Source organism: Klebsiella sp. CN_Kp088, from assembly GCF_040064335.1.
GTDB lineage: Bacteria > Pseudomonadota > Gammaproteobacteria > Enterobacterales > Enterobacteriaceae > Klebsiella > Klebsiella aerogenes.
This window is the reverse complement of sequence record NZ_JBEAIQ010000022.1, coordinates 230911-246566: the sequence shown is the minus strand read 5'-3', so window position 1 is coordinate 246566 and position 15656 is coordinate 230911. Positions and strand designations below refer to the sequence as shown.

The window sequence follows — 15656 nt, the reverse complement described above, 5'->3', positions numbered from 1 at the left end:
TGATTAACGCTGGCTGGCGTCTTTGTACTGGCTATATTTACGGCGGGTAGCGATATGGTCGGCGATATGCTTCGCGTCGTGCCAGACGCCCCAGATAAAGGTTGATCCCCGGCGCGATAACCACGGCAGGCCGAGGAAGTAGACACCCGGTTCGCTGGAGACGCCGCGCTGATGCTGAGGACGGCCCTGTTCGTTGAAAGCGTTGACGTTGAGCCAGCTGTAGTCCACCGCATAGCCGGTGGCCCAGATAATGGTGTTAATCCCCGCCTGCGCCAGATCGAGCGACAGGATCGGCGACGTCATGCAGTCCGGGTCCGCTAAGAATTGCCGTGCGGCGGGCTCTTCCGGTAAATCCAGGCCATTGGCGGCGATGTAAGCATCGGCGGCATCCAGCAGCGCCAGGTAGTTTTCATCGCCGAGGCGAATGTTTTCGACGAGATTATTTTTAAAGGAGACGGTGCCCCCAGCGAAGGATTCGGTGAGACCAACCAGCGTGATACCGCGATGCGCCAGCTCACGGAAATCAACCGTGTGGCCGCCGTGCGCGCCGCTAACCGCGATGGTAACGTGCTCTTTACCGGGTTCGCTGGCCGGGGCATCCCACAGGCCTAACACCCCCAGCCACCAGCAGAAATCCCGGTTACGATAGGCGCGCGGCGGGCGGTCATGGGCGCCGACCGACAGATAAACCTTGCGGCCCGCGCGCTGCAGTTCATCGGCGATTTGCACACCGGACGAGCCCGCGCCCACCACCAGCACCGCGCCTTCCGGCAGTTGTTGCGGGTTGTAATATTTCGCCGAATGAATTTGATGGATGGCGCTGTCGCGCGGGGCGATCGGCGGGATAACCGGCTTCTGGAACGGCCCGGTCGCCGCGACAATATTCAGCGCTTCAATCACGCCGTCGGTGGTTTCAATGGTAAACCCCGGACGCCCGTGGTTACGCACCGCACTTTTGACTTCCACGCCGGTACGCACCGGAAGATTAAACTCGCGCACATAATCGACAAAGTATTGCGCAACATCATCCTTGGCAATAAAGGCATCGGGGTCGCCGCCTTTAAACTCCATGCCCGGAAAACGGTCATGCCACGCCGGGCCGTTCGCCACCAGCGAATCCCAGCGGCCGGTACGCCAGGCTTCGGCAATGCGATTCTTTTCCACGACCAGATGCGAAATACCCTGTTTACTCAGGTGCTCGCTCATGGCGATACCGGCCTGCCCCCCGCCAACAACCAGCGTCTCAATTTGTATTTTTTCTACGGTCATATATGTGTCCTTCGGATGATGTTCTGCTCATGACCGAGGTTAATAAACCGTTATACACAGGTAAATTATTATAAATTTAGTACCTGAGAATAAAATAATGATGCAGCGGTCTCTACCTGCCTTCAGGCCATTTCCGCCACGCGAATACGCGGTATTTATTTTTCAGGCACGAGATTTTGAAAGGAAAAATAACCATGACTTCGAGGCTCATAAAAATATTGTCAGAGCTTCGTTTTTTTATAGGCAATAAAACGCAGAAAATATTACATGAATATATTTACCCGCGCTAATCGCGGGTAAATTTGCTCATTCAGGCGACTTTCACTTCTTGCTGCGGCGGGCTTAATACCGCGTTGCGGCAATACTCCATAAACAGTTTGGTGGGTTTAGTCGGTTCACTACTGCGCAGGTGCGCCATCACCAGCGCGGAATTCGCCATTTCATCCTGAATCTCCACACAGCGTACCTGCTGGCCGTCATAGGTCATGTCGTTCACCGGGCGCGTCACCAGCACCGAGAAGCCCAGCCCCTGGCCGACCATGCAGCGCACCATCTCAATCGACGGCGAACTGTAGGCCACTTGCGGGTTGTAGCCCTTATCTTTGAAAATGCTGATGAAGTAGTTTTTGCTTGGCACCACATCCAACAGGATCATTGGCAGATTGCTCAGCTCGGACAGCCGTACGGCGTGCCGCTGGGCCAGTGGATGGTCCGCCGGTAACAACGCATAGGGTTTCTGCGGCGCGTTGAGGCTCTCGGTATAAATCGAGGTATCCAGTTCGAGGTCGTAGAGAAAAGCCAGGTCAAAACGCCCGCGGTGCAGACCGTGAGCAATCTCGTGCTGCTCGCCGTCGTAAATTTTAATGGTGATTTCGGGATAAATTTTCTTAAACCCGGCCATCAATGACGGCATATACAGCGGCGCGGCGGTCTCAAAACAACCGATGGAAATAATTCCGGAGACCAGCTCATTATCGGCCTTCGAGTTTTGTTCAAATTGATAAGAGAGCCGCAGCAGTTCTTTGGCTTTTTCATAAAAACGCTGCCCACTCGGGGTCATTGATACCCCCTGGGCGTGGTGGCGAATAAAAAACTGCTGCTCAAACATATCTTCCAGCGTCTTCACGGCGATGGAAATTGACGGCTGCGCGATATGCAGCTGGCGTGAGGCTTCAGCAATACTTTCCGCCTCGACGACGGCAACAAAGTATTTGAGCTGTTTCAGGGTGAAATGGGGCATGTGATACCTTATTTTTTTATCATCAAGGAGGCAGGCTGATTAGCTTTAAACGATGAATACCCTGACCTGCAACCCTCTGCCGTGAAAAAGATCAACAATCCGACAGCGATCAGATTTTTACAGAAAATTAACAGATATCTGGCGAAAAAATTGCGAGCGCCGGAGGATAGTACTTCGGCCAGTATAAGCAGGATGAGAAAAAACAAGGCATATAACTACCTTATATTACAACGTATTAATCGTGCTGCCGCTCATGAAAACAGGCTGATGAACTCGATCGTTTCACCGTTATTCATTTCCCCTTAATTAGTATTTATATTCTCAATGCCTTAATTTGAGAATATTTAATATCACCAAAAGCACGCAGGCTCCGGGGTTGTAGAAAACTGACCGCAAATAAAAACTCTTTGCATTACAGCCTATTGAAAAATTGCACCTCCCCGATTTTTGAACGCCATCACAACGCCCGACCTCCCGCCTTGGATCACAGAAAATAGCCAATCCTGGCTAACAACGATTTTTATAGAGGTTGCCTAGATTTTTAGTCCTTTCTCGCCGCATTGGCCTCCTGCATCATGAACTCAAAGAAACAAATAAATAACAATTACGCAACATGCGAAGGAGAAGGTTCATGTCTGATAGAAACTTTTGGCAGCGCAAGCTGCAGGAGCAGCGCTTTATCAGCCACGCCATTATCGATGGTCAACCGTACGTCGCGAAAAGCCGTAAAACCTGTCCCGCCATTAACCCAGCCAGCAATACGCTGCTGGCGGAAGTCACCTCGCTGCAGACAGAAGATATCGATATTGCCGTCGCCTCCGCGCGCCGCGCGTTTACTTCCGGCGTCTGGTCGGGGCTGGCGCCGCAGGAGCGTAAACGCGCGCTGCTGCGCCTCTCGGCGCTGATCCTTCAGCATCGCGAAGAGCTGGCGCTGCTGGAGAGCGTCAGCATGGGGAAACCGGTCAACGATGCGCTGAACATTGATGTCCCCGGCGCCGCGCACATCCTCAGCTGGTATGCCGAAAGCGTGGATAAAATCTACGATGAAGTGGCTCCCGCCAGGCCCGGTGCGCTGGCGACCATTACCCGCCAGCCCATCGGCGTGGTTGCCGCCATCGTACCGTGGAACTTCCCGCTCGACCTCGCCTCCTGGAAGTTGGGTCCGGCGCTAGCCGCCGGCAATAGCGTAATCCTCAAGCCCTCGGAAAACTCGCCGTTTAGCGCCCTGCGTCTGGGCGAACTGGCGCTGGAGGCCGGTATTCCGCCAGGCGTGCTTAACGTGGTGACCGGACTGGGAACCGAAACCGGAAGCGCGCTGGGACTGCATCACGATATCGATGTCATCGCCTTCACCGGCTCAACCGCCGTCGGCAAAGCCTTTATGGCCTATTCGGCCCAGTCCAACCTGAAACAGGTATGGCTGGAGTGCGGCGGCAAGAGCGCCAATATCATCTTCGCCGACTGCCAGGATCTCGACCTGGCCGCTGAAAAAGCAGCTTTTGGTATCTGTTTTAATCAGGGCGAAGTCTGCTCGGCAAACTCCCGCCTGTTGGTTGAGCGCCCGATTTACGCGGCCTTCATTGCCAAACTACAGGAAAAAATGCAGGCCTGGGCTCCGGCGCATCCGCTCGAACCGCAAAGCCGCATGGGGGCTATGGTCAGCGCCGCCCATGCCGAAAAAGTGATGGCGGCTATCCGCCGCGCGCAAGACGAGGGAGCAACGCTGCTTACCGGCGGCCGTACGGTGGAAATAGACGGCGTCGCCAACTACGTTCAGCCGACGCTACTGACCGACGTGAACGAAGAGATGGCGCTGTGGAAAGAGGAAATTTTTGGCCCGGTGCTGGCGGTTTGCGCCTTCGATAGCGAGCAGGAGGCGGTCCATCTGGCGAATAACCATATCTATGCGCTGGCCGCCTCGCTGTGGACCGACAATCTGCACCGCGCCCATCGCGTCGCCGCGCAGCTGACCGCCGGAACGATCTCGGTAAATACCGTCGATGCGCTGGACGTCACCGTTCCCTTTGGCGGCAACAAACAGTCGGGCTTTGGCCGCGATCTGTCGCTGCACGCCTTTGATAAATTCACCAGCCTCAAAACCACCTGGTTTCAGTTTCAGCAGACAGGAGAGACGAAATGACTAATCCAAGCAATCAGAACCGTTCGACGTCCGATTACCAACATTCAGATGCGGCTCACCATATTCATGCCTTCCTGGATCAAAAAGCGCTGAACGCCGAAGGGGCGCGCGTCATGGTACGCGGCGAAGGACTTTACCTGTGGGACAACGACGGCAATAAATACCTCGATGGAATGTCCGGCCTGTGGTGTACCCAGTTGGGCTACAGCCGCCAGGATCTGGCGGACGCCGCCGCGGCGCAGTTTGCCAAACTGCCCTATTACAATATGTTCTTCCACACGACCCACCCGGCGGTGATTGAGCTTTCCGAGCTACTGTTCAGCCTACTGCCGCCGCACTACAGCCACGCTATCTACACCAACTCCGGTTCGGAATCGAATGAAGTGCTGATTCGCACCGTTCGCCGTTACTGGCAGATCCTCGGTAAGCCGGAGAAAAAGGTGATGATTGGCCGCTGGAACGGCTATCACGGCTCCACGCTGGCGGCAAGCGGGCTCGGCGGCATGAAGTTCATGCATGAAATGGGCGGGGTGATCCCGGACGTGGCCCATATCGATGAACCCTACTGGTTTATGCACGGCGGCGACCTGACGCCGCAGGAGTTCGGCCTGCGCTGCGCCCGCCAACTGGAAGAGAAAATCCTTGAGCTGGGCGCGGAAAACGTCGCCGGCTTTATCGCCGAGCCGTTCCAGGGCGCGGGCGGTATGATCTTCCCGCCGGAAAGCTACTGGCCGGAGATCCAACGTATTTGCCGGCAATATGACGTGCTGCTGTGCGCCGATGAGGTGATTGGCGGCTTTGGCCGTACCGGTGAATGGTTTGCGCATCAGTACTTTGGCTTTGAACCGGATACGCTGTCGATTGCCAAGGGGCTAACCTCCGGTTACGTACCGATGGGCGGCCTGGTGCTGAGCAAGCGCATGGCCGACGTGCTGGTGGAAAAAGGCGGCGTTTTCCCACACGGCCTGACCTATTCCGGCCACCCGGTGGCGGCCGCGGTGGCGATTGCCAACCTGAAAGCCTTGCGCGATGAAAACCACGTCACCCGAGTTCGCACCGATAGCGGCCCCTATCTGCAAAAAACGCTGCGTGAAGTGTTTGAAAATCATCCGCTTATTGGCGAGGTGCAGGGAGCCGGGCTGGTGGCCGCCCTGCAGTTTGCTGAAGATAAAGCCACTCGCAAACGCTTTGCCAACGAGAACGAACTGGCCTGGCGCTGTCGCACCATCGGCTTTGAGGAAGGCGTGATTATCCGCTCGACGCTGGGGCGCATGATCATGGCGCCGGCGCTGATAGCTGGACATAGCGAACTCGATGAACTGGTTGAAAAAACCAAACGCGCCGTGGACCGCACCGCGAAAGAGATTGGCCTGCTATAAATACTATTTAATATCGATTACATTATTAACCCGCCGCGCGCGGGTTAATTTTTTATATACCCTAAATAATTCGAGTTGCAGGAAGGCGGCGACGCAGGGAATCCCCAGGAGCTTACTCCAGTAAGTGACTGGGGTGCGCGAGGACAAATTCGTCAGGAACGAATTTGAACGCTGTTTACAGCGCCCGTAAGGGCGAGGCCCAAGGATGGGCCGAGTTATTGCCAACGCACATGCAACTTGAAGTATGACGGGTATAGCGTAAATAATTAAAACGCCTTACAGGCAAATGCAAAATTAAATATATCGGTGATATTAGCGATGAATATCGTCGTGTACAGTAGTTGGTTGTATTTTATTTTTTAATTGTAAATTTTTTATGCTTATTAAATATCTCCCGGTATGTGCGCTGTGTATCGGTCTGCTGCCAGGCGCGCTCTTTGCCCAGACGGGGGAAGTTAAAACCAACGCCGAGAAATCGGCGGATGACCCGACTAAAGTGACCACCAAAGTCGGCGTGACGTGGTCAGATAACTACGATCTGGACGACAGCAATCTCGCATTTTCCGGCTCGCTGGCCTTTGACGAAGCGCGGAAACTCAATGTGCGTATTAATAGCGACGCCACGGAATGGCGCGTCGGCGGTTCATGGCTATTTCCCATTGGTATTTTTAACTTTAACTTTGGGAAAAATGTTTATCCCGATGACTCCTCACAAACCAACTATTCTATCGGTACGTTCCTGCCGCTCAGTTATTTTGGCTTTGAACCAGCAGGCTTTCAAATATTCCCGATGGCCGGTTATACCTATAATACCGGCGACCATATGGCCTGTAATAAGGATCAACATAGCGCCTGTTCGCAGTCGGGTTTTAACGGCATGCCGTCGCCGGAAAACGGTTTTGAATCGACGAATATCTCCGGCAGCAGCGGTTATCTCGGCGCCTTTGTTCTGAAACCTTTGAGCGCCGATCTACGCCTGTTAGGTTTCGCCGGTGGATCGTATGGCTCGAAAAACGACGATGGCGATAACTATAAAGGTTATTTCGCCGGGGTCGGCGTGGGATATAACCTGACCGAGCATAACTCAGTGAAATTTATGACCTACGTGCAGGATAACAACACCTATCTCGATGAAGCCGAAAAGCGCTTCCTGTTCTCCTGGCAGTATCAGCTTTAAGACGGTGAGCGGGGCATTTCGCCCCGCTCAACGATCAGGAACCGTTATCCATCAGGCCGGTTATCCGCGCTTTTTCCCGGCCGTAATGCCCCACTGCACCCCGTTGATGAAAACGCATATACGCCAAACTTGTGACCACCAGGCTAATCATCCATGAGATGTCGGCGCCGGGAATCAGATGCGCCCACGGCCCGGTGTAAAAAGCATTTTCAACAAACGGCACCTGCACCAACACGCCGCCAAAGTAGACCAGCAGCGCACGGCGGTTCACCAGCCCGTAGCGCCCGCCATCGGCGCTAAAAATGGCGTCTATATCGTAATGCTGTTTATTGATAACGTAAAAATCGAGCAGGTTAATGACGCACCATGGAATGAGCACGCCGATTAACGCCCAGATCAAATTCAGGAAGAAAGCGACAAAATTGGCCGCCGCCGCCACCGAGACGAGCACTCCCCCAACCAGCACCACGGCAGAAAACAGCATCCGCACCCGCGCATCCGGCCGCCACTGCGGGCGGAATGTCTGCATGGCGGTAATCAACGACAGCACCGAACCGTAGAGATTCATCGAGTTATGGCAAATAATATTTAGCAGAAACAGTACCATAAGCACTGGTCCTAATACCCCGGTCGCCTGGCGCACTGCCGCCATCGCATCGCCCTCACCGCCGACGACGTTAATCGCCACGCCCCCCACCAGAAAGGCCAGAATCGTGCCGCAGCAGGCTCCAGCCCAGGTGCAGATAAACGGTTTAAATACACCGATATTTTCTGGTAAATAGCGTGAATAATCAGAGGTATAAGGTGAAAAGCTCATCTGCCATACCGCGCAGATACAGAAGGTTGCAAACCAGCCGTTAAGACTGAATGAGCCTTGCTGCCAGAAGCCGGCTGGCAAGGGTTGAGTGAGCATCATCACCAACCCCACCAGCAGCGCCGAGCCCATCACCCAGGCGCCAATTTTATTAATTCGATGAATAAATCGATAACCAATAATGCCGATCAGGGTGGCGGCAATCGCGCCAATCACCGTGGCGCTGGTCAGCGGGATTGTCGGTATCACATTATTGATGACTTTCCCGGACAGCGTGACGTTCGAAATAAAAAACCCGAGATAAATCATGGTGGTAAAAGCGACCACCAGCAGCGAACCGTAGCGACCGAACTGCGCCCGGCTCTGCACCATCTGCGGAATGCCAACCCGCGGCCCCTGTGCGGAAGTGAGCGCCAGAAAAAGCCCGCCAAACATGTGTCCGGCAATAATCGCGCTTATCGCCGACAGAATATTAAGATGGAAAGTTTGCGTAGATATCGCGCCGGTCACCACCGCCAGCGGCGCAATATTGGTACAAAACCATAAGGTGAAAAGACTGCGCGCCTGGCCGTGTCGCTCATTGGCCGGAACGTAGTCCACCGTCTTATTTTCAATTACGTGACTTCGGGACATTTTATCCTCCGTTAATGGGGATTTTTTTCTTTAATGTGTAGGGTTCGAATGTCTAAAAAAGAGCACAGCCAGCCCTGGGAACGCAGTGTTCCCGGAAATACAAGCTGGGGTTATTCCGTTAAGTGAGCTGCGGTAAGGCGCTGCTGGCCTTACCGCAACCGGCCGTCGCGCCAACCGTAGCGCGAGGAGCGAAAAGCGCCGGTTCAGCGCATAATAAAGGGATCGTCGATCGGCTCGTCGCTGGTGCGCAGCCACACGGTTTTCGTGGTGGTAAATTCCAGTGCCGCTTCCATTCCGCCCTCTCGCCCGTGTCCGGACAGACCATATCCACCAAAAGGCGCCAACGGCGATACCATACGATAGGTATTGATCCACACGATCCCACAGCGCAGATCGCGGGTTACGCGATGCGCGCGAGCGAGATTACGCGTAAAGACGCCGGCAGCCAGCCCGTAATCGGTGGCATTCGCCAGCCGTATGGCTTCCGCTTCATCACGGAAGGTGACAAGCGAAAGCACCGGGCCGAATAGCTCGCGCACTACGCTTTCCGCCTGCGGCGTAGCCGAGCAATCAAGGATCGTTGGCGGATAGTAGTAGCCTGGGGAATCGATGGCATAATGGCCGCTCACCAGCCGGGCGCCCTGCTCCAGAGAGCGGCTGACCACCTGCTCGATGAGCCTCTTCTGGCGCTCGGTACACAGTGGGCCGAATTGCGTCGCCGCGTCGTCCGGGCTGCCGATGACAATTCGTTTAACCCGCTCGACTAATTTCTCCAGCAGTTGCTCTTTGACGCTTTCAGCCACCAGCAGGCGCGAACCGGCGACGCAGCTCTGCCCGGAGGCGGCAAATATCGCCGCAACCTGCGCATTGGCGGCGCTGTCCAAATCCGCATCCTCAAAGACGATAAAGGGCGACTTACCGCCCAGCTCAAGGGTGGTTTTGCTAAGGTTTTCCGCACTGTTGCGTACAATGTGGCGAGCGGTCTCGGGGCCGCCGGTAAAGGCGATATGGTCCACGTCCGGGTGGGTTGTTAACCGCGTCCCGCACGTCCCGGCAAAGCCAGTGATCACGTTGCAGACGCCCGCCGGGAATCCCGCATCGGCAATCAGTCGGGCAAAGGCTAGCAGCGGCGTAGGAGCGCTCTCCGCCGCTTTCACCACGATAGTACAACCTGCCGCCAGCGCCGGACCGATCTTCACCGCCGATAAAAAGAGCTGGCTGTTCCACGGAATAATCGCGGCGACGACGCCCACTGCTTCACGCCGCGTCCAGGTTTCAGTATCCGCCTTATCAATCGCCAGCGTGCGGCCTTCCAGCTTGTCAGCGAGACCCGCATAATAGCGGTAATATTCAGCCACGTAGGCAATCTGCGATCGCGTTTCGCGAATGATTTTTCCGCTGTCCAGCGTTTCAAGTCGCGCCAGCTCATCGGCGTTTTGCTCAACCAGATCAGCCAGTTTCATCAGCAGTTTACCCCGAGCGCTGGCGGTTAACCCACGCCAGGCCGGATCGTAAAATGCCCGTTTCGCGGCAGCTACCGCGCGATCAACCTCTTCTTCCCGCGCTTCGGCAATCTCCGCCCACGGTTGGGCAGTTGCTGGGTTGAGTGATGAAAAGCGCGCTGCGCCGCGCTCAAACACACCGTCTATATAAAGATCGAACGATTCCATCTCGGCACCTGTTAACGAAATTCGGGCATAACTTGCTGAATAAAGCGGGTTAGTGACGCCTTTTTCCGCTCAAACGGCATCCCGCTATCAATCCACAACGCAAATTCGTCATAGCCCAGCGCTTCATATTTTTTCAGCCGGGTGATGATTTCATTCGGCGTGCCGATGGCGAGATTTTTGCGCATGGCGGCGGCGGAATAATAGGTATTGGCAGCGATCTCTTCGTCGCTAAGCGGCTGAATCAGCCCCTGGCTTACCGGGCGCTCATTCTTAAACCAGGCGCCAAAATAGTTATAAAAACGGTTAAGTTCTTCGGCGGCTTGTTGGGCGTCATTTTCATCTTCAGCGACGAAGCCATGCTGCAGCAGCATAATTTTCAGCGGTTTCTCCGGCGCCAGGCGCTGACGGGTTTCGTGGAAACACTCCGCCAGGCGGACAATTTCTTCTTCGCCCTGATGCAGCGGCGTCACCTGCACGTTGCAACCGTTGCTGACTGCAAACTCATGGCTATTCGGGTCCCGAGCCGCAATCCAGATCGGCGGATGCGGCTGCTGCTTAGGCTGCGGCGAGGAGGTCGATGCAGGAAATTGCCAGTACTCCCCCTGATGCGTGTAATCGCCTTCCCACAATTTTTTCACCGCCGGTACCAATTCACGCATTCGCTGCCCAGCTTCCCAGGCATCGAGTCCAGGCATCAAACGCTGATACTCATAATTGTATGCCCCGCGCGCAATCCCCAACTCGAGACGGCCGCCAGTGATGATATCGGTCATGGCCGCCTCGCCGGCCAGCCGCAGCGGATGGTTAAACGGGGCAATAATGGTGCCGGTGCCCAAACGCACCCGTTTGGTGCGGTTGGCTAAATCGGCGAGGTTGATAAACGGGTTCGGCGCGATGGTAAAATTCATCCCATGATGTTCGCCGGTCCAGATAGCATGCATGCCGGCTTCATCGGCCATTTCACACAGCGTCATCATCTCGTTGTAGAGCTTATCCTGTGGCTCATCCGGCGAGATGCGTTCCATATGAATAAAAAGAGACAGTTTCATTGGGGCTCCAGTATAAATTCAGCTAGCGAATTGCTTGATTGACCCGCTTAATTCGTCACCGTAGTAGATGCTGTAATTGCCGACGGCGCTTTCCCGTACAAAACGGTTCATTAAAGATTTCAGCGCTGAATCGCCAATCGGCAGCGCCGACAGCTTTTCCAGGTCGTACCATTGCGCCTGCCGCAGGGCCGGTCGCTCACTTTCCGGCTCGGTCGGCAGCGCGCACAGCAATACGATATGCTGCTTATTGTTCTGACGGTCTTCATATACCGAATAGACAAAGCCCGGGCTGGCATTAATCCCCAACTCTGCCATGAGCGCTTTTAAGGTGTCGTCGACGCTGCCTTTCGCCACGCTGCGGGTCGGCAGACGATAACCATCGCCATGCGGCATCATCACCGCCTGACCGTTGAACTCAATCAACGCGCTGACTTCAACGCTGAGCCGATTCATCAATACCTCAGCGTTGTGGTACGGAGTGAAATAAGCGCCGCGATAGTAGCCAAGCCCCGCGGTGCCAACGGAATCAAAGCCTTCAACTCGCCCCAACAAAATCGCGTGATCGCCAGCGTCGATGACCTGATGCAGCGCGCAATCAAACCACGCGGAACTGTTATCGATAAGCGGGGTGCCGTTTTCACTCGCGCGCCAGTCGATCAGAGCGAAGCGGTCCTCAACTTTCTGCGCGAAAATATTGGAGGTTTCTTTCTGCTGTTCCGCCAGAATATTGACGGCGAAATAGTCGCACTCGGTGAAGTTGCTGAAATTGGCCGAACGCTTATCGATGCTGACCAACAGCAGCGCTGGATCCAGCGAGACCGAAGAGAACGAGTTGGCGGTAAAGCCAATCGGCTCGCCGTTTTTATCGCGGCTGGTGACGACGGTGACGCCAGTCATAAATGCGCCGAAAGCGTCGCGGAGTTGTCTACGTTTATCTATTTGCATGAGTAAGTCCCGCCGTATTGGCATTGTTGCTCTGTCGCGCCGAGCCGCACTGCAGGAAGCTCAGCATTTCATGGTTGACGCGTGGGGCATCGGTCAGACTGACCATATGCCGGGCGCCATCAATAATGATCGCCTGACCCAGCGGCGCCGCCGCTGCCATTTCCCGCGCCATTTGTGGACTGGAGTTGGCATCCAGTTCACCGGTCAGCACCAGAACCGGACAGCGGATCTCCTGCCAACGGTCGGCATAGACCCGATCGCCGCCGGCGAAGGCCTGATACGCTGCGGCATAGCCCTGCAGATTGACTTCCGCCAGCCAGCCGCCGACCTGTTCGCGCAGAATCGCTTCCTTCGCATCGTTGCTGAACCAACGCGCCAGCGGCGAATCCAACTGCGCCTCGCCGGCCGCCAGTTCACGGGCCCGCTGCAGTACGGCGCGGCGCGCCTGTTCATTGCGGCGGTAGACGCCGCTCATCACCACTGCGTGACTCACTCGCTGCGGATAATCAATGGCCAGCCCGGAGGCGATAAGCGCCCCCATCGAGTGGCCGGCTACCGCAAAACGGCGCTCAGGCTGGGTACGCAAAAAATCATTCAGCCAGGCTACGTAGTCCGTTAAGATCACCGGCTGCTGAAACGCATCGCTATCGCCATGCCCCGGCATATCAACCGCAATCACCCGGAAATAGCGGCTCAGCGCCTCAATTTGCGGGTACCAGGACGCCGCATTCATACCGACGCCGTGGATCAGCACCAGCGGCTCGCCTGCGCCAGCCTCCAGATAGCTAACCCGCATCTGACGTTCAGACAGCAGCTGGGTTTTGCGCATCATGGCCTAACTCTTTCAGGTCGGAATAACGGTTGCCAATACGGTGATGCGGGCGTCCGCCCAGCGCCGCGCCCAGCGCAATAACGATTTCGTCATAACGCGGCGCATCGCAGATGTTGAACTGCATGGTCAGGTAGTGCTCACGGCTGCCTTCATCATTCTTGTTCATCATTGGGATCAGCACCGGTGAGTTCGCCGGCCCGCGAGTATTGTTAAACGCCAGATAGCTCTTACTCTGCACCGCGCTGCGGTAGTGGTTACCGAAGTGCAGCGTGTGGATAAGCGCCGAAGCGTGTTCCAGCTCGCCATCAAGGCCGACGATCGCGCTTTTACCAAACGCTTCGACTTTTTCACCGCTACCAGCTTCCTTGAGGATCAGGCCGGTGAGCAGCTCGCCAAGGATTGGCGCGAATTCACGGATTTGCGGCGCAAGGTCATCGACATAGCCCAGCCCCGCCCACGGATTGCGGATCACCGCGGCGGCGGCAATCATCACCAGCGGTTTTTCTGCTGCTTTACCGCCATCGACATACAACGTTTCCGTTGTGACTAACGTTTTACGAATTGCCGGATGCATAGCCTCTCCTCAACAAAGGTTAATAACTTGCTAATTAAATGTTTCGCAAGTGGTATAGCATCGGCGAAATTAACATGTCAAAATATGGTATACCATCATACGGTATGCTTTTTAGAACTATCGACATTACCTAATTACAAGGCTTTTTTGTTTTTAACGTAATGATTTATAGAAGATTTAAAGAAAAGGCATGGCGTTAAGCCGTGAGAAACCCAGATAAACGCTGGGGTGGGAAGCGGCGAACATTTCGCCGCTTTGAAATGAACTAAAATCAAAGTGTTAGGATAACGGCAGCCGGGTAGCGTTTTTTTCTTCAGCAGAATGCAGATTTGTGAGCCAGCGCAATTTTCTGGTTCCCGGAGATGACAATCGCCAGTATTCCGCGGTGGGCTAGCGTTGCATCGTCTGACGAAAGGGTGTTAATAGTACAGCGATTCTCCTCTGCGAGCCGTGTTGCCGCTTTGATTCATCAGATAAACACAGAGGGATTTGATGGTTGATAACCATTCACTCAAAATTGACGCCGTTCCGGTCACATTACGCGAGTTGGCGCTCACAAAAGTGCGCCAGGCGATTATCGCCGGCTATTTCAAAGCTGGCGACCGGCTGGTCGAACGCCAGCTTACCGAGCAGCTTGGCGTCAGCCGCAGCGTGGTCAGAGAAGTGATCCGCTATCTTGAGGCCGAAGGGCTGATTGAGACGCTGCCGAAAAAAGGCCCAATCGTTGCCGTTTTAAACTGGGAAAGCGCAGAGCAGATCTACAAAATCCGTATGCTGCTTGAACAAGAAGCCGCCAGCGATTGCGCCAGACTCGCTAACGATGATGATAAGCACCAGCTATATCAGCAGCTCCAGCTAATTGCCCAAGCCTCGCGCGAGCAGGATGATATTAAACGGGTTGAAGCCTCACAGGCCTTCTATGAAACCCTGTTCCGGGTTGCTAAGCACACCATTGCCTGGGAAATCGTTCAACGCCTCAATAGCCGCATTAGCCGTTTACGTGCGCTCACGCTGGCATCGCCGGAGCGGCAAGTTGCCGGCTTTGAACGGATGTCGCGCATCTATGACGCCATCGAAAACAACGATCCTCAGCAGGCCAGACAAGCGGTACTGGAGCATCTGACCGAAGCCGCGCAGCTTGCCAAACAGATTCTATCCTCACAGGAGTAAACATGGCCGCTTACTGGATTGCCCACGTCAACATTCACGATCCCGAGCAATATCAGCATTATATGGATCTCGCCCCAGCAGCGTTCAAACGCTACCACGCGCGCTTTGTCGCTCGCGGCGGCCGGGCGCAAACGCTGGAGGGACAATCCTTCGCCAAGCACGTACTTATTGAGTTTGACGATATGGAAAGCGCGCTGGCCTGCTACCACTCAGAGGAATATCAACAGGCGCGCGCCGCACGCGCGGACGTTGCCGACGCCATGATAACCATCGTTGAAGGTTTACCCGCCTGACGAAATTGGCTTGTCGGTATGCTTAAAATAAGCAGGGATATTATTTTTAACCGAAGATTGCACATTCTTTAGTGAGATCAACAAAATGATTCGCTGCCCGCTGCGCGGAAAACAGAAATTATGTTTCATTTTTCGCCAGCCAGCGTAGCCATGCCTTTTTCTGTGACGTAGGTGACGGTAAAAAGTAGTTGATCTGATACGAACAAGCTTTTATTTTGCCTGCTAGTTTTCAAACTGAGATGAAACTGATGCCTACTATTATCGCCAGTAGTATGAAAGAAGCGAAAGAACTCGTTAACGCCAGAAAGTATCGGGAAATCGTCCTGAATTTCGATGTTGACGCTGATGATTTTTTTACCCTTGCAACGGCTCAGCGTGACACTAAAATCACCATTGCAAACAAAAATAGCCACTCACCGGTTACATTAGAAAAATAATAAAACCCCTGAGGAAATTTTTATGTTGTTGTTT

General features: G+C 54.6%; 14 protein-coding genes. 6 read left to right on the top strand and 8 right to left on the bottom strand.

Features of this window, described 5'->3' with window-relative positions; translation table 11 throughout:
- Positions 1 to 3: 3 nt before the first annotated feature.
- Positions 4 to 1269 (bottom strand): NAD(P)/FAD-dependent oxidoreductase, encoded by a 1266-nt coding sequence (locus tag ABLV08_RS13200; protein ID WP_015703482.1) that lies wholly within the window; start codon positions 1267 to 1269, stop codon positions 4 to 6.
- Between the two features lie 310 nt (positions 1270 to 1579).
- Positions 1580 to 2509, bottom strand: coding sequence for a LysR substrate-binding domain-containing protein (locus ABLV08_RS13195; RefSeq protein ID WP_015703484.1), 930 nt, complete (start codon positions 2507 to 2509; stop codon positions 1580 to 1582).
- Positions 2510 to 3140: 631 nt separating this feature from the next.
- Between ABLV08_RS13195 and ABLV08_RS13190 the strand changes: the two genes are divergently transcribed.
- The 3 genes from ABLV08_RS13190 to ABLV08_RS13180 all read left to right on the top strand — a co-directional run bounded on the left by ABLV08_RS13190 (position 3141) and on the right by ABLV08_RS13180 (position 7205).
- Positions 3141 to 4649, top strand: a complete 1509-nt coding sequence (locus tag ABLV08_RS13190; protein ID WP_032715836.1) for an aldehyde dehydrogenase — start codon at positions 3141 to 3143, stop codon at positions 4647 to 4649.
- Positions 4646 to 6028, top strand: coding sequence for an aspartate aminotransferase family protein (locus ABLV08_RS13185; protein ID WP_015369680.1), 1383 nt, complete (start codon positions 4646 to 4648; stop codon positions 6026 to 6028). The genes ABLV08_RS13190 and ABLV08_RS13185 overlap by 4 nt, the downstream gene beginning before the upstream one ends.
- Positions 6029 to 6404: 376 nt before the next feature.
- Entirely contained in the window at positions 6405 to 7205 is an 801-nt protein-coding gene (locus tag ABLV08_RS13180) for a hypothetical protein (RefSeq protein ID WP_015703486.1), read from the top strand.
- Positions 7206 to 7239: 34 nt separating this feature from the next.
- On the opposite strand, the gene ABLV08_RS13175 is transcribed toward ABLV08_RS13180, so the two are convergent.
- The 6 genes from ABLV08_RS13175 to ABLV08_RS13150 all read right to left on the bottom strand — a co-directional run bounded on the left by ABLV08_RS13175 (position 7240) and on the right by ABLV08_RS13150 (position 13722).
- Entirely contained in the window at positions 7240 to 8652 is a 1413-nt protein-coding gene (locus ABLV08_RS13175; RefSeq protein ID WP_348855933.1) for a cytosine permease, read from the bottom strand.
- 203 nt (positions 8653 to 8855) lie between these two features.
- The gene (locus tag ABLV08_RS13170; protein WP_015703488.1) at positions 8856 to 10322 is read right to left on the bottom strand and encodes an aldehyde dehydrogenase; all 1467 of its coding nucleotides are present in this window, start codon (positions 10320 to 10322) and stop codon (positions 8856 to 8858) included.
- An 11-nt stretch (positions 10323 to 10333) separates the two neighbouring features.
- The gene (locus tag ABLV08_RS13165) at positions 10334 to 11371 is read right to left on the bottom strand and encodes an LLM class flavin-dependent oxidoreductase (RefSeq protein ID WP_015703489.1); all 1038 of its coding nucleotides are present in this window, start codon (positions 11369 to 11371) and stop codon (positions 10334 to 10336) included.
- Positions 11372 to 11389: 18 nt separating this feature from the next.
- Positions 11390 to 12316 (bottom strand): flavin reductase, encoded by a 927-nt coding sequence (locus tag ABLV08_RS13160; protein ID WP_015703490.1) that lies wholly within the window; start codon positions 12314 to 12316, stop codon positions 11390 to 11392.
- Positions 12303 to 13148, bottom strand: coding sequence for an alpha/beta hydrolase (locus ABLV08_RS13155; RefSeq protein WP_015703491.1), 846 nt, complete (start codon positions 13146 to 13148; stop codon positions 12303 to 12305). Before ABLV08_RS13155 ends, ABLV08_RS13160 begins: the two co-directional genes overlap by 14 nt.
- Entirely contained in the window at positions 13120 to 13722 is a 603-nt protein-coding gene (locus tag ABLV08_RS13150) for an amino acid synthesis family protein (RefSeq protein ID WP_015703492.1), read from the bottom strand. The genes ABLV08_RS13155 and ABLV08_RS13150 overlap by 29 nt, the downstream gene beginning before the upstream one ends.
- 492 nt (positions 13723 to 14214) lie before the next feature.
- Between ABLV08_RS13150 and ABLV08_RS13145 the strand changes: the two genes are divergently transcribed.
- The 3 genes from ABLV08_RS13145 to ABLV08_RS13135 all read left to right on the top strand — a co-directional run bounded on the left by ABLV08_RS13145 (position 14215) and on the right by ABLV08_RS13135 (position 15622).
- Complete coding sequence (locus ABLV08_RS13145; RefSeq protein WP_015703493.1) at positions 14215 to 14892, top strand: GntR family transcriptional regulator; 678 nt, start codon at positions 14215 to 14217, stop codon at positions 14890 to 14892.
- 2 nt (positions 14893 to 14894) lie between these two features.
- Positions 14895 to 15185 carry a DUF1330 domain-containing protein gene (locus ABLV08_RS13140; protein WP_015703494.1) on the top strand — a complete coding sequence of 97 codons (291 nt, stop codon included), beginning with the start codon at positions 14895 to 14897 and terminating at the stop codon, positions 15183 to 15185.
- 248 nt (positions 15186 to 15433) lie between these two features.
- Positions 15434 to 15622 carry a hypothetical protein gene (locus ABLV08_RS13135; protein WP_015369678.1) on the top strand — a complete coding sequence of 63 codons (189 nt, stop codon included), beginning with the start codon at positions 15434 to 15436 and terminating at the stop codon, positions 15620 to 15622.
- The last annotated feature ends 34 nt before the right edge of the window (positions 15623 to 15656 follow it).

Coding starts and splice junctions, on each gene's coding strand:
- ABLV08_RS13200 (WP_015703482.1), bottom strand. CDS start 1,269: ATGACCGTAGAAAAAATACAAATTGAGACGCTGGTTGTTGGCGGGGGG.
- ABLV08_RS13195 (WP_015703484.1), bottom strand. CDS start 2,509: ATGCCCCATTTCACCCTGAAACAGCTCAAATACTTTGTTGCCGTCGTC.
- ABLV08_RS13190 (WP_032715836.1), top strand. CDS start 3,141: ATGTCTGATAGAAACTTTTGGCAGCGCAAGCTGCAGGAGCAGCGCTTT.
- ABLV08_RS13185 (WP_015369680.1), top strand. CDS start 4,646: ATGACTAATCCAAGCAATCAGAACCGTTCGACGTCCGATTACCAACAT.
- ABLV08_RS13180 (WP_015703486.1), top strand. CDS start 6,405: ATGCTTATTAAATATCTCCCGGTATGTGCGCTGTGTATCGGTCTGCTG.
- ABLV08_RS13175 (WP_348855933.1), bottom strand. CDS start 8,652: ATGTCCCGAAGTCACGTAATTGAAAATAAGACGGTGGACTACGTTCCG.
- ABLV08_RS13170 (WP_015703488.1), bottom strand. CDS start 10,322: ATGGAATCGTTCGATCTTTATATAGACGGTGTGTTTGAGCGCGGCGCA.
- ABLV08_RS13165 (WP_015703489.1), bottom strand. CDS start 11,371: ATGAAACTGTCTCTTTTTATTCATATGGAACGCATCTCGCCGGATGAG.
- ABLV08_RS13160 (WP_015703490.1), bottom strand. CDS start 12,316: ATGCAAATAGATAAACGTAGACAACTCCGCGACGCTTTCGGCGCATTT.
- ABLV08_RS13155 (WP_015703491.1), bottom strand. CDS start 13,148: ATGATGCGCAAAACCCAGCTGCTGTCTGAACGTCAGATGCGGGTTAGC.
- ABLV08_RS13150 (WP_015703492.1), bottom strand. CDS start 13,722: ATGCATCCGGCAATTCGTAAAACGTTAGTCACAACGGAAACGTTGTAT.
- ABLV08_RS13145 (WP_015703493.1), top strand. CDS start 14,215: ATGGTTGATAACCATTCACTCAAAATTGACGCCGTTCCGGTCACATTA.
- ABLV08_RS13140 (WP_015703494.1), top strand. CDS start 14,895: ATGGCCGCTTACTGGATTGCCCACGTCAACATTCACGATCCCGAGCAA.
- ABLV08_RS13135 (WP_015369678.1), top strand. CDS start 15,434: ATGCCTACTATTATCGCCAGTAGTATGAAAGAAGCGAAAGAACTCGTT.